Source organism: Rhodobacteraceae bacterium IMCC1335 (assembly GCA_039640495.1).
Lineage (GTDB): Bacteria > Pseudomonadota > Alphaproteobacteria > Rhodobacterales > Rhodobacteraceae > Thalassovivens.
In genome coordinates, this window is record CP046864.1 from 2,376,271 (window position 1) to 2,400,000 (window position 23,730).

Consider the following 23,730-nt stretch of genomic DNA (forward strand, 5'->3'; position numbering starts at 1 on the left):
AGCCGTTTTCTGAACACCGCAGCGGCCCAAACCGATAAAATTATGCAGCATAAAGGGCGGCTATCAAAGCAGCGCATCCACCTCAGCGCGCGATGGCATTGCCGGGGCCGTGCCCGCGCGCGTTACTGAAATTCCCGCGGCGGCGCTGCCGATTCGAACTGCCTCGACCGGAGTAAACCCTTCCGATAAAGCCGCGGCGAGTCCCCCGTTGAACGCATCGCCCGCGCCGGTTGTTTCGACAACTTCTCCAACCGAAAAGGCGGGTATCAATCCATGGCCGTGTAAATACGCACCTTTTTCACCCAAGGTGATAATCGGCGTTTTAACACCCATTTGATGCAACGCGGCCGCGGCTTGCGCGGCCTCTGCTTCATTGGTTACCGGCATTCCCGTAAGAATTTCAGTTTCGGTTTCATTCGGCGTCACGTAATCACAAAGGGCAAGCATTTCGGCGGGCAGCTCAACCGCTGGCGCCGGGTTCAAAATTGTAATCACCCCGGCAGCTTTGGCCAATTCCAACCCGCGCTGCGCCGCGCTCAATGGCTGTTCCAGCTGGGTGACAAAAACATCCGCCGCCGCAATAAGGTCAGCATGATCCTCAAGATCTTGCGCAGATATGTTTGCCGCTGCGCCGGGGGCGATAATAATCGCATTGTCCCCCGTGGCATGTTCAATAAAAATATAAGCTGCCCCCGTATAATCATCAGGGCTTTGCGTCACATAAGGCGTTACACCGGCCGCTTTCCAGGTGTTCAACGCCATTTCAGCAAAATCATCTTGGCCAAGACGGCTGATCATCGCAACATCCGCGCCAAGGCGCCCTGCCGCCACGGCTTGGTTCGATCCCTTCCCGCCGGGGCCAAGCGAAAAGGAATTGCCCAAAACGGTTTCGCCCATGCGCGGCATCCGGTCAGCCCGATAAGCTGTGTCTGCGACGAACACGCCCAAAACAACCACGTTTCCCATAATCTACTCCTGATCTGGCGGCACAACGCCCTTACGCAATGCAAAACACCCATAAAACCGGCGCTCGCCGGTTTGAATCACGGCATAAGCTTGTTTTGCCCGCGCATAAAAAGCATAGCGCTCGATCGGCATCATGGCGGCTGGCCCTTTCACCGCGCTGACTTCAGCCTGTACTTCCTGCATCACGGGTAGAATTTCAGCCGGCGCACCAACCACTTCCATCCTGGCAGCAGCATCCTCTACAAACGTGTCAATCGGGTATAAAGAAAGCACTGCCCGCACCACCTCTGCTGCGGATGCATCGATGCGCAACACCTCGCCCAAAACGGTTTCGCGGGCCACGCTATCCGATGGAAAATTCGTATCCGCAATGATGAGATCGTCGCCATGCCCCATCGCGCGCAAGGCGTATAACACATCTGCATTTAAAAGTGGGTTTAGCCCAATTAGCATTTAAGGATCCTTTCTCTTATCTAGTGCCCACACGGCGCCCCGCCCAAGCGATCCGCCGCATGTCTTATTTCAGCAGGCATCGTTCTTGCCCCATTTTCTTCTGTGCATGATGGCACTGCTTGCATTTCACCTGCAAGCCCCGGAGCCTTGAAATTTTTATCGCGCAATCCATCGCATGCCGTAAACGCAGGCTAATGCAGATCATTCAGGCGCCGCAGACTATCGGCGTCAAACACGTGCAAATCTTCGGCCGCCGCTGACAACTTGATTGATTGGCCCGGTTGGTAATTTGGGCGTTCGCGCAGCACTGACACAAAATCTTGGTCATCGGATCGCACCACAACATGCGTTTCCGATCCGGTTGGTTCAATAACGGTTATTTCCCCTGCAATACCATCAGCCGCCGGCAAAAGGTTTTCCGGCCGGATACCGATCAATATCTCTTGGCCGGCCTTGAGCGAGGCCACCGCGGGCAAGTTCAAACAGGCCTTGCCAATCAACGCTTGTGGGCCAGCAATCGGGTCAATTGAAACGGAAGCCTTAATCATATTCATCGCTGGCGAGCCGATAAATCCTGCCACAAAAGTATTCGTGGGGCTGTCATAAAGCTCGAGCGGACTGCCGACCTGTTCGATATGGCCGTTTTGCATCACCACGATCTTATCCGCCATGGTCATCGCTTCAATCTGATCATGCGTCACATACACCGTGGTGGATTTTAAGCGCTGGTGTAATTCGCGAATTTCCGCCCGCATCTGCACGCGCAATTTCGCGTCTAGATTTGACAGCGGCTCATCGAATAAAAAAACCTGCGGATCGCGCACAATCGCGCGGCCCATCGCAACCCGTTGCCGTTGCCCGCCTGAAAGCGCCCTTGGATATCGCTGCAGGTAGGGTGTTAAGCCCAAAACCTCGGCCGCACGATCAACCCGCGCCTTGATTTCTGCTTTATCCATCCCTTTCATGCGCAAGGAAAACGCCATATTCGACGCAACCGTCTTATGCGGGTAAAGCGCATAATTTTGAAATACCATTGCAATATCGCGCTCCGCCGGTGCCAGATTGTTCACCACACGATCACCGATTGAAATTTGCCCATCTGAAATCCCCTCGAGGCCGGCGATCATCCGAAGCAAAGTTGATTTACCGCAACCAGAGGGGCCAACCAACACTACGAATTCGCCATTTTTGATATCAACATCCAACCCATGAATAACCTCGGTGGTTCCGTATGATTTTCTTAAGTTGCGAATCGTGACCTCTGCCATTTCAAAGGGTTCCCGTAAAATTATATTTCCAAAAACCTAGACCATGAGAAAGCAGCTGTCCATCTCTGATCATGCTAACATGTTAGCTGCTTGACAGACGCATAGATCATTGAGATGGTTTCATAAGAGCGTTGTCCGGTAAGAGGCACAGCTCGAGATGTTGGAAGGTTATTTTCTGAGCGAAGCGCTGGACCGTTTCAAAGATCCGGTTGGGCGCCAACAAATTGGGAGGACGAAAACGTGAAAGTCGAATTATATAATCAGATGGTGCGCGGCAAAATGAGCCGACGCAATGTTTTAAAAGGGGCCGCAAGCGCGGGCGCCTTGGCGGCAATGGGGGGCGCTGTGCCTGCCTTCGCGGGAGGCCATTCATCGCTACGCGCCGAGATTCTCAAAGTGCCCGGCGTCGGCATGGGATCCCCCACCGATGCCGATTGGCAAAAAGTTGGCGGAATGTGCTTAGGCCCAACGAAAGAACGCGTTGCAGAGGGTGAGTTTGAGGGTGTCGAGCTGACATTTATGGGCCTGAATAACCAGAACCTTCACAACTTTTTGTTCCGCGGGTTCTTAAAACCTTGGGAAGCTTATACCGGGGCAAAAATCAATTGGATCGATCTGGCGCAAGCCGATTATAACCCCAGATTGCAGCAAGCGATTGCAACCGGAACCGTTGATTTTGATATTATCGAAATGGGCGCACCATTCGAAGGTGACACAGCTGGCAAAGGCCTGCTTGATGAAATGCCCGATTGGGTAAAGGATCAAATTGAAGCAGATGATTTGGTAGGGTATCTCCAGCCGCCGGTCGGCACATGGGATGGAAAATCATACAGAATCACCATTGATGGCGATTGCCATACCTTCTCATATCGTAAAGATTATTTTGGCGAAGGCTCTGTTACTGGCCGCGCAAACCCGCCTAAAACATGGCAGGAAGTCAACCAGATTTCCAAAGATGTGGCCGGCAAAGAAGATCCATTAACCGGTCTGCCAGCGCATGGATATCTTGACCCGCTGAAAGGCTGGGGGGGATTTGGGTTCTATTTCTTAGAAAACCGGGCTGCAGCTTATGCCAAACATCCAAATGATCCAGCTTGGCTGTTCGATCCCGATACCATGAAGCCGCGCGTCAACAACCCGGCTTGGGTGCAGGCGATTCAAGATGTGATGGATCTTATCGCCACAGACGGCGCCTATCCAACCGACCAGATTAACGCAGATCCTGGCACGACGGGCTTCCAACAATTCTTGGCGGGCACCGGCTCAATGCTGATGTGGTGGGGCGATATCGGATCGAACGCACGCACCTCGGATACCTCGGTTGTCGGGGATGTTGTGGGCTTTGGCATGAACCCTGGCTCGGATCGCGTTTACAACTCGATCAGCGGCGCTTGGGAAGAAACCTATAATGAGGCGCCTAACATGGCCTATCTTGGTTGGGGCGTTTACGTCACCAAGCGGGTGTCGGGCGATGAGAAAAAGCGCAAAGCGGCCTGGTCCGCAGCGGCGCATTTGGGCGGCAAAGATATCTCGCTTTGGATGTCCGCCTATCCATCGGGCTTTCAGCCTTATCGGAACTCGCATTTCCAATATGATGAATGGGAAGCTGCGGGCTATGACCGCGCCTTTATCGAGGATTATCTGGGATCAAACGCAGATAGCTACAACCATCCAAACGCCGCCATCGAACCGCGTATTCCGGGGATCTTCCAATATTATTCCGTTGCAGAAGATGAGTTGGCAAAAGGCTATGCGGGCCAATACGGATCAGCCCAAGAAACCGCAGATGCGATCGCCGCAGCTTGGGAAAAGATCACCGATCAAATCGGGCGCGACAGCCAGATTAAGCTGTATAAAGCGTCGCTTGGTCTATAACATTATAGTATTGGGCAGGGCGGATATATCCGCCCTGCCCGCGTAAACGAGCTAAAATCAGGTTTGGGCAGCAGTGAGTAACTCAGAAGGCGATTATTTACACATTGTGATGCCCGATGAAATATCGGCCAGCCGGCAACGCTTTGGCCGCGCAATCATTTGGGGATCTGCGGCGCTGATGGGCGTTGTTCTTTTACTTCAAACGATGGATCACCGCGCCATTTTATCGATCGGCTTTGAAACATGGCGGCCCACGCTCTATGCTTATTTGCTTTGGGCGACATGCCTATGCTGGGGCCAAGTGATCTTGCGGGGCGAGCAAGGAAAGCGCAGTTTATTCATCCTGCCCGCGGTGCTATTCGTGGTTTCAATGGTAATATTTCCGCTCATCTTTGCGCTTGGTATCGCCTTCTCAAGTTGGAATTTAGCCTCCCCGAATGGGCGGCAATTTAACGGGCTTGAGAATGTATGGCAGATGTGGAGCGATCCCTTTTACTGGAACGCTCTGAAAAACATGGTCTATTACACATTGGCCATCATTCCTGAATATATCATCGCCTTCGCGCTTGCGCTGCTGCTGAATTCAGAAATACGGGGTCGTAAATTCTTTCGCGTAGCCTTCTTGCTGCCTTTGATGCTGTCACCCGTTGCGGTCAGTTGGATGATTGGCAAATCAATGCTCGAAATTCGCTTTGGTCCTATTTCACGGCTTGCGCGCGAATTGGGCTGGGACAGTCCCTCCTTTTTTGGTTCGGGGGAAATCGCTCGGGCGATGATCATGATTATGGACGCCTGGACGTTTATTCCCTTTATGATGATTATGATCCTTGCCGGCTTGCAAGCGATCCCACGAGAATTGCATGAGGCAGCGGAAGTAGATGGCGCGCCGGCCTGGAAACGCTTCTGGGAAATCACCTTCCCGCTGATGCTGCCGGTGTCCATCACAGCCATTTTAATCCGCATTATTTTCAAATTGAAACTGGCTGATGTGATTATCAATGTCACTTCCGGCGGGCCCGGTGGCGCGACAGACAGCGTCACCAGCTTTATCTTTCGCGAGTATCGAGATCGTTCAAATGTGGGCTATGGCACTTTTTTGGCGATCTTTTATTTGGTGATTATTGTGATTGCGATGACCATCTTAATGAAATTGGCAGACCGCTGGATGCGACCGAGATATTAAAACATGAGCGCGCAAATTTTCAAAGATAGCAAGTCAGATTTGGCCTTCCGGCCCAGTTGGATGGTGAATCGGGCGGTGATTTATGGGGTTTTGATCCTGTGGGCTTTGATTTGTTTGTTTCCGATCTATTGGACACTAACCACCAGCTTCAAAGCGGCCCCCGATGTGATGAAGGGCAATCTGGTGCCTTGGTGGGATTTCACCCCAAAATGGCTTGGCATGCGCTCGCTGGGATTATCGCCCGAAACCATATTCCAAGAAAGCACTGTACGCGAAGAATTCTTAAAACGATTTTGGAATTCAACCATCGCAGCAACCGGATCCTCAGCCTTGGCGGTGATTTTAGGCAGCTGCACCGCCTATGGCCTCAGCCGGTTTAATTATCGTTTTGGTTTTATGCGCAATTCCGATATTTCGTTTTTCTTTCTATCGCAATTGATTTTGCCACCGGTCGTCTTGGCACTACCCTTCCTAGTTTTATACAAAGAGCTCGATTTGCTGGATACGCGTATTGGGTTGATCGGGCTGTATACGCTTACAGTTTTACCAATCGTGATCTGGATTATGCGGGATCAGTTTGGCTCAATCCCCGTTGAACTGGAAGAGGCCGCGCTGGTGGATGGGCTTTCCATATGGGGCGCGTTTGTCACGATTATTCTGCCTATCGCTTTGCCCGGCATGGTGGCCTCGTTCATCATTGCGCTGGTTTTGACGTGGAATGAATATTTCTTTGCAGCATTGCTCACTTCTTCGCATGCCAAAACCCTGCCCGTTATGGTGGCTAGCCAAACCGGGTCTCAAGGCATTTCCTGGTGGTCAATGGCCGCGCTGTCCTTCGCAGCGATTTTACCCTTGATCGTGATCGGTATTGTACTTGAACGGTTTATCATCAAGGGCATGGCCGCCGGCGCGGTGAAGTGAAAACTTCCTTGGAATCTCTTAAGGGCCGCGCTCCAAACGCGCCCATCAGTCGCCGCCGTTTATTCTAAAAAGAATTCAGGATGTTCTTTTTCCAATGGCGTCAAAAAGGACATCAATCTGCCCAAATGCGCCTGCATCGCCGCGCGAGCAGCCGCTGGATTACGCCGTTGCAGGGCCTGAAAAATAGCCTGATGTTCCGTCAAGGTTTCCGCAACCCGCCCCGGCACCGGCAGAACAAGCTGTCGCGCGCGATCCACATTCACCCACGCGGTTTCGGCGAACCATGTCAATTTCTTAAAACCGGTAAATGCCAAAAGCATTTGATGGAATTCACGATCTAACCCGTAAAACCCTTGAAAATCCTTATCCGCCACAAAAGCCTCTTGGATGCGGATATTGCGCCGCAATAGCACGATCTGCTCCTGCGAAATTTGACGGCCCAGCCGTTCTATCGCGGCAAGCTCTAATGCCTCGCGAATAAACGCCCCTTCCCTGATTTCATCCATAGAAAAACGCGCCACATAGGTGCCCGCTTGTGGAAACACCTCCACAAGCCCCTCTTGAGCAAGCCGGCTTATGGCTTCAGAAATCGGCGAGCGTGACACCCCCAAGCTGGCGCATAATTCACTTTTTCGGATCAACTCTCCGGGTTTGAATTGCAGATTGATGATCGCATCACGCAGCGTAGTATAGGTGCGTTGCGCTAAAGAGCCTAGCGATGGCTCTATGGTTTTCAACTTTTTCGGCTCTGACTTTACCAATTCAGAAATCCGCCCTCACGATGTGATATGCTAACATGTTAGTGCCATAGCTTGACGAGTCAAGCCAGCCGCGCAGTTTCGCGCTGCGCGTGGCCCCTAACACGTCAGCTATGGCGGCACAACCTTTCCATCGCAGCACGCGCAACCCAATTCATTCAATCCAGAAAGAAAGCATAAGGTTTTAGGGGCCGCTACAGCCGCCTCATGATGGCTTTTGTCGCGTCATAAAGATCTCGAAATATTTGAAAGTTATGATCATATCGCGGATCAGCATTCGCGCGGATATCCGCGGCTATTGGGTTCCAATGTTCAATATCGCTGCGCTTCACTCGGCCAATCGCCAAAGCCGCCAGAAACGCATCACCATAACTCGCCCCGACCGTGTTTTTGCGCACTTCCTGGCGCAAGCCGCAAATATCGGACGTGGCCTGAAGCCAAACTGCATTCTTGGTCCCCCCCCAACCGCCAATAACCGGTGTGGAGGATGACCGATTTCAGAAAATGTATCGGTGACATGGCGCGTTCCATAGGCAATGCCCTCGATCAAGGCACGATACATATCCCCCGCGTATGGGTAAGGTTTAATCCAAAAAAACTGCCCTTGGCATTGGCATCATGAATCGGCGTCCTTTCACCCGAAAAATAAGGCAAGAGCAGCAGACCCTTCGCGCCAGGGGGCGATTCTTGTGCCTCTAGCGCCAATAAGGGGAAAGCCTCTTCGGGATCCAAATCTTTGGCAAACTGGTCGCGAAACCAATGCGTAAGCGTTCCACTGGTGGCCAGTCCTGCCATAGAAGCATGTTCGCCCTCAAACAACCAAGGCGCATACCACAAACGCGGATCGCTGACGCGCTGCGCTGTGCGTAAAATAATAAATATGGTTGAACCATACATCGCCATCATATCGCCAGGCGTATTTACCCCAACCGAAACCGCTTCAGCCGCAGCATCTATGGTGCCAGCCGTGATCGGTGTGCCTTCGGCAAGCCCTGTTGCCTGCGCGGCAGATTTGGTGACATAACCCGCAATATCGGTTGACCAGAGCAACTCGGGCAATTTCTCCAAATCGACGATATCATCTGCCAGATCCTCAATCCATGATTGCGTTGACACATCATAAAGCGGCGAAAAATTAGCAGCTGTGTAATGATCGATCACATAGCGCCCTGTGAGCCGATGCACTAAAAAGCTGGTTGAAGTTAAAATCCGAGCGGTTTGATTATAAAGATCAGCTCGATTGCGCTTGAGCCAAAGAATTTTTGGTCCCACAGATTGCGACGTCAACGCATTTCCGCAGCGGCTCAGGATCTTTTCTTCACCAATGCGCTCTGTCAGCTCGCGCACTTCGCGTTCAGCGCGGGCATCTACCCCATAAAGCACCCCGTTCATCAACGGGTTTCCCTGCGCATCCACCGGCAGCATACAGGGCCCAATCGCGCTGCAAGCAACCGCAAGAATATCTGTCGGATCAATTCCGGATTGTTGCAACAATGCTTGGCTGACGACACAAAAATCGCCCCACCAATCTTGCTCGGGATCATGTTCTGCCCAGCCAGGTTGCGGCACCAACATTTTATGCGCGCGCCGCGCTTGCGCGATTACCTGCCCGCCTTCATCAACCAAAACACCTTTGGTTTCATAGGTACCAATATCAATTCCTAATGTATAGCGCATTAGGCTATTCTCCCCGCAGCAATGAAAACGCTGGATCAATGCGCTGCAAACCCGCGATCAAAAGCCTGCTCAACCCCGCTAAATCATTTAGATCACACAGCTCAGAGGGCGAATGTGAATATCGCATCGGAAAACCCAGATCCAAAGCGGCCACCCCTTCGCCCACCAGCTGCACATAAGACAGGTCAGTTAAGGCGCCAATATGCGCGCTGCGCTGCAAAGGCAGCGAAAGTTCCTGCGCAACGCGATCAAAAAGCGCCACCAAGCTTGGGTGCGGTATAACCCCGTTCAGTGTGCCGCGCCCATGAAAGGAAAACATGCTCATCGCCGGGCCGGCGCCCAAAGCCACATCGCCGCGCCCCTGCATATCAGGCGTGTCGGTCGCCAAGATAAGATCAAGCTGGATTGCAATATCAGGGTAAAGCTGTTGCGCCATGGGCAAAGCCCCGCGCAGGTTAAATTCTTCTTGAACGGTGAACACAATATCCACGGGCGGTCCGGCTGTGCGCTCGGCCAAATGTCGCGCAACTTCTAACAAAACCGCGCAGCCCGCCCGATCATCAATGCTGGTTCCAGCCACCCGGTCGGCGCTTAACGCCTGCGTTTTGGGAAAATAAACAACCGGGCTGCCAATATTGATGCCTGCCGCCCTAACGTCAGCGGCCGAACTAAATCCCAAATCGATATACATCTCGGAATATGGTAGAACTTTATACTTTTCTTCGGGCAAGGTGGCATGATGGCTTTTATTTGCAAAAACGCCAGCAACATCGCGCCCCTCGCCAACGCAGACCAAGACCGGTTGCCCTGCCAATGCGCGCTCGGGCACGCCGCCCAAACGCTCAACACGCAAAAACCCATCAGTCTCTATTTTGCGCACCACGAATCCTAATTGATCCATATGCGTGAATAACATCACCTTGGGCCCGCTTCCTGGAAACTGAACCAATAGATTTCCCAACCTATCACTGCGCGTTGAAAGCCCCAACGCATGCAATTGCTTTTTCAGATAGCCTGCCACACGCTCTTCATAGCCCGACAGGCCCGGCACCAGCATCAAGGCCTGTAAATCCTGTTTTATACGATTTTTCACATGCGCCCCCTTAAAACTCTGACGCGATCCATAAAATCTAAGGCCCGTGCAGGATCAACGCTGTTCCAAGTATCGCCATCGTGTTTTAACGAAGAACCGACAATGCAGCCATCTGCCACCCGAAGCACTTCAGCCACCGTCTCGTGTTTTACCCCTGTATTGGCCAAAACAGGGGTGTCGGGCAAAATGGCTTTCACCGCCTCAAGATCGGACAGGGCGGCGGCCTCTCCGGTGATTTGACCGCTGACTAAAACCGCATCGGGAATCGAAGAAAACACGGCGCTGCGGGCACGATCGGGCAAAGAGCGCTGATCAAGAGAATGCGCAAACTCTGCCGAAATATTGAACAGCATCAGCATATCCGAGCGCCCAAGGCGATCACGATAACGCATTGCATCGCCCGCATCTGGCGCCCAAAATCCCATATCAGACGCATAGGTCCCGGTGAAAATCTCGCGTATAAACGCGGCGCCGGTTGCCGCCCCTAGCGCCACCGAAGCACGTGGATCCCACAGCATATTCACGCCAAAAGGCACCGTAATTTCGGCGCGCAACTGCCCGATCACATAGGCCGCCGTGGCCGTTGAGGCAGGATCCACGTTAAACTCATAGGGGCGATCATTTTCATTGCCAAACATCACCGCATCAACACCAGCCGCTTGCAGCGCCATCAAATCGGCGCGCGCGGCGCTTAAAAGCCCCTCAAGCCCTCCGTCAGCATCATAAAGAGGGCTGCCAGGCAAAGCCCCCAGATGCACCATTGCAATCACCGGTTTGGGCTTTTGAAACAGCCTAGAAAATCGTGTCATACCTGCGGCCTTCCAAAAAGAACTGGTTGCCAAAAGCTTAGCCATTAAAATCTGTGCAGGCAAAAGAAAACTCGCTAAGCTTCTGGCAAACAAGGAGAACCAATATGCTTAACACGCGTCACTGGGATCGGCATAAAACCGGCGGTTTGCATTTCACCGAATTAGGCTTTGGCACCGCGCCATTGGGGAATTTATACAAAGCGATTTCTGACTCTGAAGCGCGCGCAACATTGGATCAAGCTTGGGATAGCGGCATGCGCTATTTTGATACAGCCCCCCTTTATGGGCTGGGCCTAAGCGAAACCAGATTGAATGGCTTTTTACGCGATAAACCGCGGGATCAGTATCTTTTGTCAAGCAAAGTCGGGCGGATTATGAAACCCTGCGCTCCTGAAGCGCGCACGGGGCTGGGAAAATGGTTCGAGGTGCCCCAGCGCCAAGAACACTATGATTATTCTTATGACGGGGTCATGCGCTCGGTAGAGTTTTCGCTCGAGCGGCTTGGCGTTAGCCGCATTGATATTTTATATGTCCATGACTTATGCGTTTTCACCCATGGATCAAAACAGGCCTCGGATGCAAAGATCGACAGTTTTTTTGATGAAAAAGGCTATGCGGCGATGCTTGAACTGCGCGATCAGGGCGTCATCAAAGCCATTGGGGGCGGTGTGAATGAATGGGAAGTATGCCAAACCTTGGCCGAGCGGGGTGATTTTGATCTCTTCTTATTGGCCGGGCGCTATACGCTGTTAGAGCAGGAGGCCTTGGAAAGCTTTTTACCGCTCTGCGAAGCGCGCGGAATCGGCATCGTTACAGGGGGGCCTTATAATTCGGGTATTCTGGCAACCGGAGCCGTGCCAGGCGCATATTACAACTATGATCCAGCCCCCGCCTATATAATGGAGAAAGTTGCCAAAATCGAGGTAATTTGCGCGCAATTTAACGTTCCTATTATCGCCGCAGCGCTCCAGTTTCCGCTCTTGCACAATACGCATGTGGCGGTGATTCCCGGTGGCCAAAGCGCAGAGCAAACGCGCTCGAACATTGCGGCTTTGGAATGTGATATTCCAAGCGAACTTTGGACCAGCTTAAAATCCGCCGGGCTGATGCACCCAGATGCACCAACAGGATTGCCAAAATGATCATTGATGCGCATCAACATTTTTGGCAGCCCTTGCGCGGCGATTACGGCTGGATGCCCGAAGATAACCCAACGCTGAACAGAGCCTATGCCCCAAAAGACCTGTTACCGATCCTGACGCGGCACAATATTGGCGGCACCATCCTGGTTCAGGCGGCCCCCAGTGTGGAAGAAACCGAATATATGCTAGGCTTGGCAGATGGCTGCGATGCGATTTTGGGCGTCGTTGGCTGGGTCGATTTTGAAACCCCCAGCCAACGCCAAACGCTCGCACGATTATCGCAGCATCCAAAGTTTTTGGGGGTGCGCCCGATGATCCAAGATATACCCGATGTCAATTGGATGCTCAGATCGGATATCCAATGGGCCTTTGAAAGCATTTGCCAGCTTGACCTGAGCTTTGATGCACTTGGATTTCCCCAACATTTGCCAAATTTTTTAACGCTGGCGAAACGGTATCCTGAAATGAGAACGGTCTATGACCATTGTATGAAGCCGCAAATTCGCGATGCCATGGCCGGGCAAGACGCGTTCACAGAATGGGCTGAGGGGATCACCGCCCTGGCCAATATTGGCAGCGGATATTGCAAATTATCAGGTTTAATCACCGAAGCGGGCGAGGGCTGGACAAAAGCCGATTTAAAACCGTTCTCCGATCACATATTGCAAAGCTTTGGGCCTGATCGCGTGATGTGGGGCTCGGACTGGCCAGTCTGCCGCCTACAAGGCGAATATAACGTATGGCTTAGCGCAGCCCAAAGCCTTACCGCGCATTTAACGCCGCTCGAGCAGGGGAAGGTTTTTGGGCAAAATGCCCGAAATTTTTATCACTTGCGATAACGCGGCCTAAAGCGCGCCTTTCTGCATAAGGGCTTTGATGTCGCCAGGGGTGATCGCCGCACGCTGACGCCGCGGTGTGGCGACGTGCAGCGCCGCGGCAGCTTGGGCATATCTAAGCGCGGTTTCCCAAGGGATCTGCGCAAGCCGCTGCGCCGCCAAGGCGCCAACAAAAACATCCCCTGCCCCATGCGAAGACAAAGACGGCACCTCAAAAGCAGGAAAACTTTGACAGGCGCCATCGGGCAAAATCAAATCAAGCCCATCCGCCCCTTTGGTTATGATCTTAGTTAATCTCTGATAGGCAGGGTTAGAAAAAAAGGCTTGATAGAATTGCGCTTCGACACGGTTCATAATCACCACATCCAGCTGTTCCATCAGCGCCGGCCCAATCTCGCGGGCTGGCGCAGCATTCAGCCAAACCTCGCTGCCGTTTGCGCGCGCGCGTTGCGCAAGTGCCAAATTGATTGCCTCGGGAATTTCATTTTGCAGCAAAAGCAGGCCAGTCTCCGCGTCAAGCGACACTTGCGCTGCGTCAATCCGCAAATTGGCTTCAGAGACGATCACCGCGCCGTATTCGCCGCCCGCCTCCAGAATTGCCACGCTCATCCCACTGGCCCCCGGATCCTGCTGCAATTGCGACAGATCCAAGCCAGACTCTTGCAAAACGCGCAATAAACTCTTGCCAAACTCATCTTGGCCAAGGCGGCCTACAAAATAAGTATTGGCGCCATTGCGTTGCGCCGCAACCGCCTGATTGCCCCCTTTACCGCCAAAATCATACGCCACGGCACTGCCGCGCACCGTTTCATCGCGCTGCGGTAAATTGGGCGCTTGAACCAAAACATCCCAATGCAAAGCCCCAAGCACGCAGAGCCGTGTCATGCGAAGAGGCTGCCCTGAACGATGCGCATCGCATTGGGCGCATCTTGCTGGGCAATCGCCCGCTGCAAATCGGCATTATCGGCCAGACGGGCGGCGATAGGCAGTAATTTGTGAATTGCGGCGATATTGCTCTGGGCTTCGGCAACAGGATCCAAGCCGGAATGGTCGGGAAATGTGTCAAAATACAACGCGCCGCGATAGTTTAAACGTTGCAGTTCAACCAAAAGCTCAACCGTTTGGATCGGATGCACCGCCGCCACCATCAACCCATTATCCCATTTGCCATAGCCATCGTTTAAATGAACTCCAAGCAGCTTCGAATGCCGCGCAATCAAACTGGCCGCAAAGGCCGGCATTTCATCCGCATAAAGCACATGCGCAAAATCTAACGTTACGCCGGTATTCGGGCGGCCAATCTCTTTAAGCGCCAAAAGCGTAGTTGCACCATCCGGCATAAGCGCGAAAGCCCGCGGCTCATTCGGCTTATATTCTAAAGCAATTTCAATATCTGGATTATGATCCGCCACCTCAGCGATCGCTTGAACCGTATCATCCCAGATTTTGGAATAATCGGCCTGAAAGGAATAATCGAACCCATCTTGCCCCATCCAGAGCGTCATCAAAGACCCGCCAAGTTCTGCCAAAGCATCCAAGCCCGCCTTCGTTTCATCAATCGCAGCGCGGCGCACCGTTCGGTCTGGATTGGTAAACGCGCCCAGCTTGAAACCCGGATTAGTATAATAGCGCATGGCCAAACCGTTCAACGTGATCTGTTGATCTTGAAACAGATGCTTTAAATCTTGCACCGACACATCGGCAAAATGATCCGGGTAATTGAGATCTGCAGCGTTGAGCCCTGCGGTTGCCGCGCGCGTCAGCAGGTCAATCGTAGTAATTTTGTTTTTTCCGGGCCAGTAAGCCTCTGCCCCGATTTTAAAAGCGTTCAAACGCCCTGCAAATTTGATATCGCCGCCGGTTTTCATTAATCCCCCGTTTCTTCTGCTCAATAAAGGCTAACACCGGCCCTGAAACTTAGCAATCTGAACCCGTGACCAAACAAAGACGCAGCGCATTGCCTTGGCTGAACCCAGCAAGCGCTAAAAGCTTTGATCCGCAAAATAATCTGTGCTTATCTTTTGATACTCTTCTCGCGCCACGGGCTATTTTGCCGACATGTGGCGCCAGTACAAAATAATTAAGGAAATCGTGATGTATGGTGAAATTCAAGGAACGGGGTTTGACAGGATTGATCCCCGCTTTGACGCCTGCCTAACCGGGCATGGGCGCGTTGAACGGCTTTGGAGCGGCGCGCGCTGGCTGGAAGGCCCGGTTTGGTTTGCCGCTGGACGCTATCTTTTGATCTCAGACATTCCCAATAATCGTCTTTTGCGATGGGATGATACGGATGACAGCATGTCCGTATTTCGCAACCCCTCAAATTACTGCAATGGCAATACGATTGACCAACAGGGGCGCTTGATTACCTGTGAACATCTCACGCGGCGCGTCACGCGCACCGAACATGATGGATCGATCCGGGTTTTGGCTGATGAATTTAACGGCAAAAGGCTAAACTCACCCAATGATGTAGTTGTGAAATCAGATGGATCTGTTTGGTTTACCGATCCAACATATGGCATTTTAAGCGATTATGAGGGCCGCCGGGCACCGGCCGAACAAAGCGGCTGTCATGTATATCGAATTGATCCGGAGACATCCGATATAAAACAAGTGACCCGCGACTTTATGCAACCCAATGGTTTGGCGTTTGACGCAGATGAAACGGCGTTATTCATCTCTGATACGGGGGCCTCGCATGCGGAAAACGGGCCGAAACATATTCGCAAATTTAGCCTTTGCGAAAACGGACAAACGCTAGGCGAAAGCACGGTCTTCGCCGAATGCAGCGCAGGCTTGTTCGATGGATTTCGCTTTGACACTGCGGGCCGGCTTTGGAGCTCTGCGGCCGATGGCGTGCATTGCTATGATCCAGATGGCACGTTGATCGGAAAAATACTCATTCCCGAAATGGTCGCCAATCTGTGTTTCGGGGGCGCTGCCCGCAATCGGTTGTTTATCTCAGGCACCACGTCGCTTTATGCCGCCTATCTCAATGTTAACGGCGCCTAACGCAAGTGCCTTGGGTCAATTCAAATTTACGGCAAAGCGGCAATCATTCTTTTGAGAAACCCGAACCAAATCAGGTCCGCCACGCGCCGTTATGGAAGAACCGTGTGAAACGCGTCTCGATAGGGTTGCGCAGAGGACGGCAATTCACGCTTTAAAAAGAAATCATGATCCGTCACTTGGCGCCTCAGAACCGGTATCATTTCTTTAAACGCGGCGTAAATAGATGGGCTTGGCGCCGGCAGATCATCTTTTATCAACGCATGCAGCTGCGCCAAACGATAATACGGCACCATCGGAAACATATGATGCTCTACATGATAATTCATATCTAAATAAATAAACCGGCTGATCTGGTTCATATAGACCGTGCGCGTGTTTAAACGGTGATCCAAAACATCTTCTGCCAATCCGCCATGCTGCAACACACCGGTCATCACATGGTGCCACGCGCCATAAAGCCGCGGCAAGCCGATCACCATCAAGGGCAGAATGGACTCTAAAACAAGCGCAAGCGCACCGGTTGCCGCATAGATTAAAACCCAAATCCGCGCAACATGAATGACCTTTTTTGCTTCGGTCTCTGGCACATAACAAGCTTCCTCAGGATGCAGTTTCCCGCTTGCGTGAAGGCACATCCGCGCCCAGCCATTATAGGCATCAATCAACCCAAAAAAGTTGATAACAATGCTGACCAAAGCCGGAGGGCGCATCATCAACAATTCAGGATCGCGACCAATAATATACGTATCGGTATGATGGCGCGCGTGGCTCCACCGCCACGTATAGGGGTTGCGCACCATCATGAAGCTTGAAATATGATATACCACATCGTTCATCCACGGCGTTCGAAAGGCGGTGCCATGCCCGCATTCATGCCAGCGTGAGTCCGATGCAGATCCGTATAAAACACCATAAGCGAGCCAGAACGGCAGCGACCAAAGGCTGGGCCAGAGCGCAATACCAGCGACCGCAAAACAGATCATCAAGCCATATAGAATAGCTGTATCGCGCAGCGCAGGCCCATTCGAGCGCTTCATTAAGGCTTTCATGTCTTTTCGAGACACGTCCGAATGATACCACTCTGCCGCAGCCAACCCCGTTTCTATTGCATTACGCCCGTTTTCTCCCAACAGGCTATAATCACGCTGCATCCTATCGCCCCCAATCTTTCATCTTAAGGTGGTTTCATAGAGTATAATTTACGCGTTATTCTTTTGAGAGCCAGTCTAAAAAACAATCGAGGTGCTAAAAATAACCCATCGCCTCCTTTGCTCTGTAAGATCTGACGCTTTATTATAGCGCGCCGACATGGACAGGTTTTTAAAATAACGCAAGCAATTGGGCGAGCCAAGCGCAACTAATATACACTCAAAACGTGTATTTTAAGCTATTTTCAAATAATTAAATTTGATAATATGAATACAAAATCTCGCTAAAGTAGAATAATTTTCATTGTGCGTAATATAAAGAAGCAAATAACATGCCAGAACTTAAAATCATGTATTTTTTTGTATATAAATATATTAAAGCATTGTAAAACAATGTCTTAAAAAATATGCCATGCATGAAGACCGGGCAACTCAAAACCAAACGATCCTGTGGATAACTTTGTGGTTAACTCTAAGCATGGCCTCTTTCTAAATCGCAGACCTGTCAAAACAATAGGCTGCAATTTAGCCGCGCAACGATAACGCAGCGGGGTAAAAAAACCAATCCAACTTAATAGGAAGAAAAACTAACCTGTAAAGCGCCAACCTTGGCTTTGCGATCATTCTGCAGCGCATTTCTAAAACTTCTGATTGCACCTAAGGGGCCATCACATCGCAGGCATAATGTATCAAAAAGGGTATACAGGCACATCATAAAGTATAAATTTGTGCTTTTTCTTTCGAAAAACAATAGAATTACTGGCTTTAAAGAAAGAAAAAGCGATACAGTTTGACTTAAAACTGGGAGAAGAAAATGGTAAGATTTATTGTACGTGTAGCTGGTTTATGCGTATCCAGCACCACATTAATGGCTGGCGGCATGGAAAGAACTGCGCTTTCAACTGGGTTTATGTATGAAAAAGGCGGATATGCCGAAGTGGCTTATTCGAGCCGAGACTATACAGTCACCGCGCCGACATTTGCACCTAAAGAATCCGTATTGGGAGACCTAAATGATATTTCAATAGCGGCGAAGTTTGATATCACCGAAGCTATCAGCGTCGGGTTGAGCCAATATAATCAGGCAGGGATTAGCTTGGATTATCAAGGAGCCGGTGAAACCGCACTGAGCGGCGCATTAACCGCGAAAGGTCCCAAGGTTAGCCTGGATATCGACGCATTGGTCATAATGGGCCGATATGTTGTTGACGAAAACTTTAGCGTCATTTTGGGGATAAAAAATTCTACCATCAAAGATGCAACTGCAGATATTTTTAAATTATCAACTGCTGCGACCACTGCGGCAACTATCGCTGGAAAAACTGAGTCTGGAGCGATAACGGCAATCGCATATGAAAGACCTGATATCGCTTTGCGCGTCGAATATCTTTATGAGGCTGATACATCTTTTAAGTTAGACACTACAGGGGGACATCCCGGCGTAGCCACTAACCCGTACACAAGCGGCTCGCTTCCAGATTATCAGACAATAAACTTTCAGACGGGAATCGCAGCCGATACTTTGGCCTTTGGATCTATCAGAATGGCTGATTGGAAAAACCACCAAATTGCGGTTGGCCCTCAACCGTTGGCAGCACCAACCTCGAGCTTTTCAAATTCGACGACCTACAGTATAGGTGTTGGCAGAAAAATGACTGACAACTTATCCCTTTCCCTGTCGACAAACTGGGAAAATGGCACAGAATCGTCAGGAACATCGCTCCTGTCACCAACCAACGGGTACAATGGGTATAGCCTTGGCGGCAAATACACTGTTGATAATTTAGTGATTAGTGCAGGGGCAAACTACACAACAGTCGGTAATAAAACTATTACTGTGGCTGGCTTAGGTTCTGATAAATTCAGCGGTAACAGCGTCTTAAGCTATGGCATCAAAGTTGGCATGAACTTTTAACGTTATGCACAATGCGCTCTATCCCTGCAAAACGGGATAGAGCTACCTTTTTAAAACCCCATAGCGCTTCTCTGATGAATTTTTGCAATTATAGCGAAGAACTACACCCAAGGCGGGAAAGACCTTGCCCCTTATCACTAATATCCACAAAATTCGTATAAAACGCGGGCAATTAAAAATGGACCATACAGAATGAAAGCCATGCTGTGCGAAAAATTTGGCCCTCCTGAAGATCTGGTGCTCAAAAAAGTTCCGGATCTGATTCCAACACAGGGTCAGGTGCGCGTTGCGACTGAGGCCTGCGGCGTGAACTTCCCCGATACGCTGATCATTGAAAATAAATATCAATTCAAGCCCGACCTGCCTTTTGCACCAGGCGGCGAGGTCACCGGGATTGTGGATGCGGTTGGCGATGGGGTGTCGCAAAATCTGCTTGGGCAATCTGTAATGTGTATGACCTTATCGGGGGATTTGCAGAGCAAACCCTGTGCAAAGCCGAAGATCTGATTATCCGCCCCAGCTTTATGCCCAGCACCGTTGCCGCCGGGTTTACCATGACCTATGGCACCTCGATGCACGCGCTTAAACAGCGCGCGCAATTGCAAGCCGGCGAAACGCTGCTTGTGCTGGGCGCCGGTGGCGGCGTTGGTTTGGCCGCCGTTGAAATCGGCAAACAGATGAACGCCTCGGTCATCGCGGCTGCCAGCTCGGCAGAAAAATTAAACGCGGCCAAAAACGCCGGCGCCGATCACTTAATCGACTATTCGCAGCAAGATCTGCGCAGCGCGCTTAAGGATATCACCGGCAAAAAAGGCGTTGACGTGGTCTATGATCCCGTTGGCGGAGACATGTTTGAAGCGGCCCTTAGATCAACAGCCTGGGGCGGGCGCGTTCTTGTTGTTGGCTTTGCTTCGGGCGAAATTCCCAAAATACCGGTAAATCTTGCGCTGTTGAAAGGTTGTTCGATCGTTGGCGTGTTCTGGGGCGCGTTTCGGCTTAATTACACCAATGAGGATAATGAAAATTTTAAGCAGCTTTTTGCTTGGTATGAGGCTGGAAAGCTGAAACCTTACGCCTCTAAGATCTATGCATTAGAGGCGGCAGCACAGGCGTTAAACGATCTAAAGAACCGCAAAGCCGTGGGCAAAATTGTGCTCAAAACAACATAATGGTTACGCAACTTCACCGAAGGGCCGTTTCAATCCGCCATCTTGGCTTGAGCACAGCGTTGCTTTTAGAAAGCCAATCTGCCACTGTTTGCGTAAGGCCTAATAATTTTTACAATTTATCCGATATAGAAGCGAGGTCCTCATGAATTTATTCGGCACAGCCACCCTGCTTACAACATTGCTAGCCAGCTCTATCGCGGCGGATCCGCTGGTTGGAAAATGGCAAACCGTCCCGGATGACAATGGCAATTTCGGCCATGTTGAAATATCGCTCTGCGACACGTCCTTATGCGGTGTTTTGGTTCAGAGCTACGGAGCTGACGGGAAAAAACGTGAGAGTGAAAATATTGGCCGAACATTGATTTGGGATATGAAAAACCAAGGCGACGGAAACTATGGAAATGGTAAAATCTACTCGCCCGATCGCGACAAAACATATTCTTCGAAACTCGTTCTGGAAGGGAATGCGCTGAAAGTGTCAGGATGCGTGCTGTTTATCTGCCGCGATGGCGGTACATGGACACGCGTCAAATAGAGCCAGGCTCTGAATAGATCCGTTTACACTGATGAGTGAAGTCTATTTATAAAATACAGTTTCGATCATATGTCCTCAGAACGGCGTTGAGTGAATGATCCCAATACCTTGCGAAGATCTGAGCAATAAGTGTCGCGACATTCGGCCATACCTGCTCTCCCTCAAAGCAACGTCGGATTGGCCTTATCAGTGTGCCGGTGTGGCTTTTGTCTTAACTTTTTCCAGAGACTTTCTGTTTTGATTTATTGGCTCTAGGGCTTTGCTAAGAGCTATTTATTTGATCGCTGGCCTCCTGCATCGTGCATCGTGCATCGTGCATCGTGCATTTTTTGACGATATATATAAGCTGTCAATGATCGAAGGCTGTTTGGGTTCAATTCGGCGCCGTGATGCGTTGCGCTGGCAAGATGAGGCATGTGTTTTGGTATTTGATTTTTACCGATGTGAGGGCTTTTGGCGCGGGATCGCGACAGATGTCCGCATCCGGGCGTGTTTTGTTTGTTTTAGAGGGATGTTTTTTGTGGGTTTGCGCTGGGGATCTGTCTGCGAGGCGATGCTTGTTTATTGCGATGATGCCTTCGATTTAAGACGCCTGTTCTAGCAATCGCGCATGCAGATTTATCTTACGCGTTGGAAAAGGGCTTTGAGCGATATAGTTTGGGATATGTATTGTGATCGTTTTGAGAGATACGCGGATTTGGTATTTTCTAGGTTTGGCGGTGACTTACTCTCCCACGTCTTAAGACGCAGTACCATCAGCGCAACGGCACTTAACGGCCGGGTTCGGAATGGAGCCGGGTGTTTTGCTCGTGCTATGGCCACCAAACCGAGAAAATACCAAATCCAAGTCAAGCATATATATGTGTATGCTTTTTGATGTGAGTAATATCTGACTATTACTGGATCAAATCAAGCCTATCGAGCCATTAGTACCGGTCAACTGAACGCATTACTGCGCTTACATCTCCGGCCTATCGACGTGGTGGTCTTCCACGGCTCTCAGGGATACCTTGTTTTGAGGGGGGCTTCCCGCTTAGATGCCTTCAGCGGTTATCCTGTCCGATCATAGCTACCCTGCACTGCTGCTGGCGCAACAACAGGTCCACCAGTGGATCGTTCACCCCGGTCCTCTCGTACTAGGGGCAACTCCTCTCAAGTATCCTACACCCACGGCAGATAGGGACCGAACTGTCTCACGACGTTCTAAACCCAGCTCACGTACCTCTTTAAACGGCGAACAGCCGTACCCTTGGGACCTGCTCCAGCCCCAGGATGAGATGAGCCGACATCGAGGTGCCAAACACTGCCGTCGATATGGACTCTTGGGCAGTATCAGCCTGTTATCCCCGGCGTACCTTTTATCCGTTGAGCGATGGCCCTTCCACTCGGGACCACCGGATCACTATGGCCGTCTTTCGACTCTGCTCGACTTGTCAGTCTCGCAGTCAGGCTGGCTTCTGCCATTGCACTCAACGAGCGATTTCCGACCGCTCTGAGCCAACCTTCGCGCGCCTCCGTTACTCTTTAGGAGGCGACCGCCCCAGTCAAACTACCCGCCACGCAGGGTCCCGGATCCGGATAACGGACCGCGGTTAGACATCAAAAGTGCGAAGGGTGGTATCTCAAGGGAGGCTCCACCGAAACTGGCGTTCCGGTTTCAAAGCCCACCACCTATCCTGCACATCACAATTCTGATGCCAGTGCGAAGCTGTAGTAAAGGTGCACGGGGTCTTTCCGTCTAACCGCGGGAAGCCTGCATCTTGACAGGCAATTCAATTTCGCTGAGTCTACATTGGAGACAGCGGGGAAGTCGTTACGCCATTCGTGCAGGTCGGAACTTACCCGACAAGGAATTTCGCTACCTTAGGACCGTTATAGTTACGGCCGCCGTTTACCTGGGCTTCAATTCGGAGCTCTCACCCCTCCTTTTAACCTTCAGGCACCGGGCAGGCGTCAGACCCTATACGTCGTCTTGCGACTTCGCAGAGCCCTGTGTTTTTAGTAAACAGTCGCCACCCCCTGGTTTGTGCCCCCAGCCAATACTTGCGTAGAAACTGGGCCTCCTTCTCGCGAACTTACGGAGGTATTTTGCCGAGTTCCTTCAATGTAGTTCTCTCAAGCGCCTTGGTATTCTCTACCAGTCCACCTGTGTCGGTTTAGGGTACGATCTTATGGAGGGCTATTTCCAGGGACTGATCAGCGGCCCCTCCAATCCAATAAGGAGGAACAACCTTCACAATCCGTCACCATCTCCTGGCCCAGGAATATTAACCTGGTTCCCATCGTCTACGCCCTTCGGCCTCGACTTAGGGGTCGGCTTACCCTGCTCAGATTAGCTTTAAGCAGGAACCCTTGGACTTTCGGCGAGAGTGTCTCTCACACTCTTTGTCGCTACTCATGTCATCATTCTCACTAGTGATCTCTCCACCGGATGCCTTACAGCCCGGCTTCACAGAAAGCTTCGCGTCTCCCATGACCCAAAAAGGATCAAAAGAGACAGGAAACTATGTCACACTACGCTCCGCTACCATGCATTAAATGCATCCGAAGTTTCGGCTCATGGCTTGAGCCCCGTTACATCTTCGCCGCAGGACAACTTATTTAGACCAGTGAGCTGTTACGCTATCTTTAAAGGATGGCTGCTTCTAAGCCAACCTCCTGGTTGTTTTGGTCGTCCCACCTGCTTTCCCACTTAGCCATGAATTGGGGGCCTTAACTGTCGGTCAGGGTTGTTTCCCTCTCCACGACGGACGTTAGCATCCGCCGTGTGTCTGCCATCTAGTACTCCCGGGTATTCGGAGTTTGGTTAGGATCAGTAAGCCTGTGGGGCCCCATTACCCATCCAGTGCTCTACCCCCCGGGGTATTCGGATGACGCTCTACCTAAATAGATTTCGCGGAGAACCAGCTATCTCCGAGTTTGATTGGCCTTTCACCCCTAGGCACAGCTCATCCCGATCCTTTTCAA

Annotated in this window: 17 protein-coding genes, 2 rRNA genes and 2 pseudogenes (1 of these 21 only partly in view); 9 read left to right on the top strand and 12 right to left on the bottom strand. The window is 51.2% G+C overall.

Translation table 11 applies throughout. The annotated features are described in order from the left end of the window. Window positions 1-63: 63 nt before the first annotated feature. The 3 genes from rbsK to ugpC form a co-directional block, all read right to left on the bottom strand. Window positions 64-966, bottom strand: a complete 903-nt coding sequence (gene rbsK / locus GN241_11435) for a ribokinase (GenBank protein XAT57919.1) — start codon at window positions 964-966, stop codon at window positions 64-66. A gap of 3 nt (window positions 967-969) precedes the next feature. After that, window positions 970-1,419 carry a ribose ABC transporter gene (locus tag GN241_11440; protein ID XAT57920.1) on the bottom strand — a complete coding sequence of 150 codons (450 nt, stop codon included), beginning with the start codon at window positions 1,417-1,419 and terminating at the stop codon, window positions 970-972. A 191-nt stretch (window positions 1,420-1,610) separates the two neighbouring features. Then, on the bottom strand, window positions 1,611-2,687 hold the full coding sequence (ugpC, locus tag GN241_11445) for a sn-glycerol-3-phosphate ABC transporter ATP-binding protein UgpC (protein ID XAT57921.1): 1,077 nt from the start codon (window positions 2,685-2,687) through the stop codon (window positions 1,611-1,613). Window positions 2,688-2,927: 240 nt separating this feature from the next. Here ugpC and GN241_11450 point away from each other — a divergent pair, with 240 nt between their 5' ends. The 3 genes from GN241_11450 to GN241_11460 all read left to right on the top strand — a co-directional run bounded on the left by GN241_11450 (window position 2,928) and on the right by GN241_11460 (window position 6,666). Next, window positions 2,928-4,562, top strand: coding sequence for an extracellular solute-binding protein (locus GN241_11450; GenBank protein XAT57922.1), 1,635 nt, complete (start codon window positions 2,928-2,930; stop codon window positions 4,560-4,562). Between the two features lie 73 nt (window positions 4,563-4,635). Further along, window positions 4,636-5,745: an ABC transporter permease subunit gene (locus GN241_11455; GenBank protein XAT57923.1), complete on the top strand. Its 1,110-nt coding sequence runs from the start codon at window positions 4,636-4,638 to the stop codon at window positions 5,743-5,745. Window positions 5,746-5,748: 3 nt separating this feature from the next. Next, window positions 5,749-6,666, top strand: coding sequence for an ABC transporter permease subunit (locus GN241_11460; GenBank protein XAT57924.1), 918 nt, complete (start codon window positions 5,749-5,751; stop codon window positions 6,664-6,666). Window positions 6,667-6,725: 59 nt separating this feature from the next. On the opposite strand, the gene GN241_11465 is transcribed toward GN241_11460, so the two are convergent. The 4 genes and pseudogenes from GN241_11465 to GN241_11480 form a co-directional block, all read right to left on the bottom strand. After that, window positions 6,726-7,403, bottom strand: coding sequence for an FCD domain-containing protein (locus GN241_11465; protein XAT59268.1), 678 nt, complete (start codon window positions 7,401-7,403; stop codon window positions 6,726-6,728). Window positions 7,404-7,618: 215 nt separating this feature from the next. Continuing rightward, window positions 7,619-9,101: pseudogene (locus tag GN241_11470) on the bottom strand (carbohydrate kinase). A 4-nt stretch (window positions 9,102-9,105) separates the two neighbouring features. Further along, the gene (locus tag GN241_11475; protein ID XAT59269.1) at window positions 9,106-10,158 is read right to left on the bottom strand and encodes a M20/M25/M40 family metallo-hydrolase; all 1,053 of its coding nucleotides are present in this window, start codon (window positions 10,156-10,158) and stop codon (window positions 9,106-9,108) included. Window positions 10,159-10,190: 32 nt separating this feature from the next. Beyond that, window positions 10,191-11,003, bottom strand: coding sequence for a BtpA/SgcQ family protein (locus tag GN241_11480; GenBank protein XAT57925.1), 813 nt, complete (start codon window positions 11,001-11,003; stop codon window positions 10,191-10,193). 104 nt (window positions 11,004-11,107) lie between these two features. Between GN241_11480 and GN241_11485 the strand changes: the two genes are divergently transcribed. Together GN241_11485 and GN241_11490 are read left to right on the top strand one after the other, a co-directional pair. Then, a complete protein-coding gene (locus GN241_11485) occupies window positions 11,108-12,145 on the top strand; it encodes an aldo/keto reductase (protein XAT57926.1) in 1,038 nt (345 codons plus the stop codon). Continuing rightward, window positions 12,142-12,984, top strand: coding sequence for an amidohydrolase family protein (locus GN241_11490; protein XAT57927.1), 843 nt, complete (start codon window positions 12,142-12,144; stop codon window positions 12,982-12,984). Before GN241_11485 ends, GN241_11490 begins: the two co-directional genes overlap by 4 nt. Window positions 12,985-12,990: 6 nt before the next feature. Here GN241_11490 and GN241_11495 read toward each other — a convergent pair whose 3' ends face one another. Both GN241_11495 and GN241_11500 read right to left on the bottom strand, forming a co-directional pair. Beyond that, window positions 12,991-13,866 carry a ribokinase gene (locus tag GN241_11495; GenBank protein ID XAT57928.1) on the bottom strand — a complete coding sequence of 292 codons (876 nt, stop codon included), beginning with the start codon at window positions 13,864-13,866 and terminating at the stop codon, window positions 12,991-12,993. Further along, window positions 13,863-14,849 (bottom strand): TIM barrel protein, encoded by a 987-nt coding sequence (locus GN241_11500; GenBank protein XAT57929.1) that lies wholly within the window; start codon window positions 14,847-14,849, stop codon window positions 13,863-13,865. Before GN241_11500 ends, GN241_11495 begins: the two co-directional genes overlap by 4 nt. 226 nt (window positions 14,850-15,075) lie before the next feature. On the opposite strand from GN241_11500, the gene GN241_11505 reads away from it, so the two are divergent. Beyond that, complete coding sequence (locus GN241_11505; protein XAT57930.1) at window positions 15,076-15,996, top strand: SMP-30/gluconolactonase/LRE family protein; 921 nt, start codon at window positions 15,076-15,078, stop codon at window positions 15,994-15,996. 89 nt (window positions 15,997-16,085) lie between these two features. Here the strand turns inward: GN241_11505 and GN241_11510 are convergent, their stop codons facing one another. Further along, window positions 16,086-17,147, bottom strand: a complete 1,062-nt coding sequence (locus tag GN241_11510) for a fatty acid desaturase (protein ID XAT57931.1) — start codon at window positions 17,145-17,147, stop codon at window positions 16,086-16,088. Window positions 17,148-17,958: 811 nt separating this feature from the next. Between GN241_11510 and GN241_11515 the strand changes: the two genes are divergently transcribed. From GN241_11515 to GN241_11525, 3 genes and pseudogenes are all read left to right on the top strand, one after another. Further along, window positions 17,959-19,059, top strand: a complete 1,101-nt coding sequence (locus GN241_11515) for a hypothetical protein (GenBank protein XAT57932.1) — start codon at window positions 17,959-17,961, stop codon at window positions 19,057-19,059. A gap of 192 nt (window positions 19,060-19,251) precedes the next feature. After that, window positions 19,252-20,228: pseudogene (locus tag GN241_11520) on the top strand (zinc-binding dehydrogenase). Window positions 20,229-20,370: 142 nt separating this feature from the next. Then, window positions 20,371-20,763 carry a DUF2147 domain-containing protein gene (locus GN241_11525; protein ID XAT57933.1) on the top strand — a complete coding sequence of 131 codons (393 nt, stop codon included), beginning with the start codon at window positions 20,371-20,373 and terminating at the stop codon, window positions 20,761-20,763. A gap of 711 nt (window positions 20,764-21,474) precedes the next feature. On the opposite strand, the gene rrf is transcribed toward GN241_11525, so the two are convergent. Further along, window positions 21,475-21,589: ribosomal RNA gene (rrf, locus tag GN241_11530) — 5S ribosomal RNA — on the bottom strand. 73 nt (window positions 21,590-21,662) lie between these two features. After that, window positions 21,663-23,730: ribosomal RNA gene (locus GN241_11535) — 23S ribosomal RNA — on the bottom strand (it continues 774 nt past the right edge of the window).

Coding starts and splice junctions, on each gene's coding strand:
- rbsK (XAT57919.1), bottom strand. CDS start 966: ATGGGAAACGTGGTTGTTTTGGGCGTGTTCGTCGCAGACACAGCTTAT.
- GN241_11440 (XAT57920.1), bottom strand. CDS start 1,419: ATGCTAATTGGGCTAAACCCACTTTTAAATGCAGATGTGTTATACGCC.
- ugpC (XAT57921.1), bottom strand. CDS start 2,687: ATGGCAGAGGTCACGATTCGCAACTTAAGAAAATCATACGGAACCACC.
- GN241_11460 (XAT57924.1), top strand. CDS start 5,749: ATGAGCGCGCAAATTTTCAAAGATAGCAAGTCAGATTTGGCCTTCCGG.
- GN241_11475 (XAT59269.1), bottom strand. CDS start 10,158: ATGCTGGTGCCGGGCCTGTCGGGCTATGAAGAGCGTGTGGCAGGCTAT.
- GN241_11480 (XAT57925.1), bottom strand. CDS start 11,003: ATGACACGATTTTCTAGGCTGTTTCAAAAGCCCAAACCGGTGATTGCA.
- GN241_11485 (XAT57926.1), top strand. CDS start 11,108: ATGCTTAACACGCGTCACTGGGATCGGCATAAAACCGGCGGTTTGCAT.
- GN241_11490 (XAT57927.1), top strand. CDS start 12,142: ATGATCATTGATGCGCATCAACATTTTTGGCAGCCCTTGCGCGGCGAT.
- GN241_11495 (XAT57928.1), bottom strand. CDS start 13,866: ATGACACGGCTCTGCGTGCTTGGGGCTTTGCATTGGGATGTTTTGGTT.
- GN241_11500 (XAT57929.1), bottom strand. CDS start 14,849: ATGAAAACCGGCGGCGATATCAAATTTGCAGGGCGTTTGAACGCTTTT.
- GN241_11505 (XAT57930.1), top strand. CDS start 15,076: ATGTATGGTGAAATTCAAGGAACGGGGTTTGACAGGATTGATCCCCGC.
- GN241_11510 (XAT57931.1), bottom strand. CDS start 17,147: ATGCAGCGTGATTATAGCCTGTTGGGAGAAAACGGGCGTAATGCAATA.
- GN241_11515 (XAT57932.1), top strand. CDS start 17,959: ATGGTAAGATTTATTGTACGTGTAGCTGGTTTATGCGTATCCAGCACC.
- GN241_11525 (XAT57933.1), top strand. CDS start 20,371: ATGAATTTATTCGGCACAGCCACCCTGCTTACAACATTGCTAGCCAGC.